This is a genomic window from Acidipropionibacterium jensenii DSM 20535 (assembly GCF_000425285.1).
Taxonomy (GTDB): Bacteria; Actinomycetota; Actinomycetes; order Propionibacteriales; family Propionibacteriaceae; genus Acidipropionibacterium; species Acidipropionibacterium jensenii.
Map to the genome: position 1 here is coordinate 1 of NZ_KE384345.1, position 1723 is coordinate 1723.

A 1723-nucleotide genomic window follows, 5' to 3' on the forward strand; every position below is an offset into this window, starting at 1 on the left:
GCCCTCGGCTTCCGCAACCTCAGCCACTACATCGCTCGGTCGCTGCTCGAAGCCGGCGGATTCAGACCCGCGCTACACCCTCGTTCGTGAAGAGCCCGAAAACAACGTCTCGATGTGTGCGGGCACACCGAAACGGATCCGAAACCTTGACGCGAAGAGCCGGTAATTCTGGACCCACAGCATGCTGCCCCATAGGCGGCACCGGTTGCCAGGACGGTGTTGGAGAGCTCTGAACGGCGCTACCACTTCCATCATCGGAGGCCGATCATAGGAAGCTCAGCTGAGTACCCCGCCCTCATCAATGAGATCGGGGATCGCCGCTGGTCAGCGGCTCATCGGGGAGTGCCCCCACTGGGACTCGAACCCAGGACCCACGGATTAAAAGTCCGTTGCTCTAACCAACTGAGCTACGGGGGCCCGATCAGTCTAGCGATCCATCGCCGGGCCTGTCTTCCGTGACAAGCTGTCCCCATGGCAGTCCCGGTCGGCATGTGGGTCATCCTCGGGATCGGTCTGGTCGCGCTACTGGTCGCCGCCCTCGCCGACCGTCGATCCCGGCTGCACGCCGAGGCGGAGATGGCCGCGCTGCCCTCCGGTCGCCGTCTGGCGCGGATGTCGCAGAACCTGTGCACTCACCTCGACGCACTGCTGGAGGCCGAGCACCTCACGATCCCCGCCCGGCTCGCCGACCCCCGCGCAGCTTCTCACCTGTCCCCCGAGGACGTCCCCACCGCCGTGCTGGAGCATGCCAGAGTGATCACCTGTCCCGAACCGCTGGACGGCGCCCGTCTCATCCAGGCCATCCTGATGGGCGATCCCGACCAGGGGGATCTCGCCATCGTGACGCCGGCTCTCGACGAGTTCGCCCTGGGAGTCGTCCTGGCCAATCATCTCCACGGGTCCCGTGCCGTCGTGCCCGTCATCGCCACACCCGAGGAGTGCGCGCAGATCACCCAGGCCCTGAGCAGTACCGCCACCACCACCGCCGGGATCCGCAGCGGATGGCTGCCCGCCGAGGTCTGGGCGCACGCCGAACTCGTTGTGAGCGACGCTATCTCCACGACCCTGCTGCCCTCTTCCCCGGGGACGACATCCCCCGGAGTCTCAACTACCACATGAGGCTTTACTGAACTTTTCTCAGACTCCCCACGGGGTCTCTCATCTCCTTGCAGTGCTCCCCCTCCGAGTCCTCACAACGTCTCATAGATCCTTGTCGGAGGCTGCTCACTGGCCTCAGAATGCTGTCCTCACCACTTAAAACTGCATCGTTGTAATTATTGCCACGCACACGGCGTTTCGTCTTGACCTGATCGCATCATCGACCTTCTCTGGGCTGGTCAGGCCCCGGCAGAACTCGTAGATTCCGGTATGACAAGGGGTTCTACTGAGGGGGAGAGGCCGAGATGGCAGCTGTGCATCCAGTTCGAGTTGGGGCGGCAACCCTGGCGTCAGCAGGTCTGATCGTCAGCGGAGCACAGCTGCTCACCGCCAACCAGGCGCTGGCCTCTCAGACGGCGCCCACAGCGCTCAGAATGCCCGCCTCTCCAGCACCGGCCGCGATGCCCTCGCCCTGGATGCCGACTACCCCCCTTCCGAGCGCCTCGGCCAAGGCGACTCTGGTCTACGCCACGACCGATGTGCGGGTCCGAGCCTCGGCCACCACCGCCAGCGCCATCGTCGGAGTCCTGCCCAGAGGCGGCCACGTCGGCACCCGAGGGGCCTC

2 protein-coding genes and 1 tRNA gene are annotated in these 1723 nt (G+C 65.1%); 2 read left to right on the top strand and 1 reads right to left on the bottom strand.

Features of this window, described 5'->3' with window-relative positions; genetic code table 11:
• Positions 1-343: 343 nt before the first annotated feature.
• Positions 344-417, bottom strand: a tRNA-Lys gene (locus H590_RS0113645).
• Between the two features lie 54 nt (positions 418-471).
• On the opposite strand from H590_RS0113645, the gene H590_RS0113650 reads away from it, so the two are divergent.
• Entirely contained in the window at positions 472-1119 is a 648-nt protein-coding gene (locus H590_RS0113650) for a hypothetical protein (protein WP_028703944.1), read from the top strand.
• A 413-nt stretch (positions 1120-1532) separates the two neighbouring features.
• A partial coding sequence (locus H590_RS18985; protein ID WP_425393489.1) for a hypothetical protein occupies positions 1533-1723 on the top strand: 191 nt, incomplete at its 3' end.

Bases quoted from the DNA above. Each gene is read 5' to 3' on its own strand.
- H590_RS0113650 (WP_028703944.1), top strand. From the start codon at position 472: ATGGCAGTCCCGGTCGGCATGTGGGTCATCCTCGGGATCGGTCTGGTC.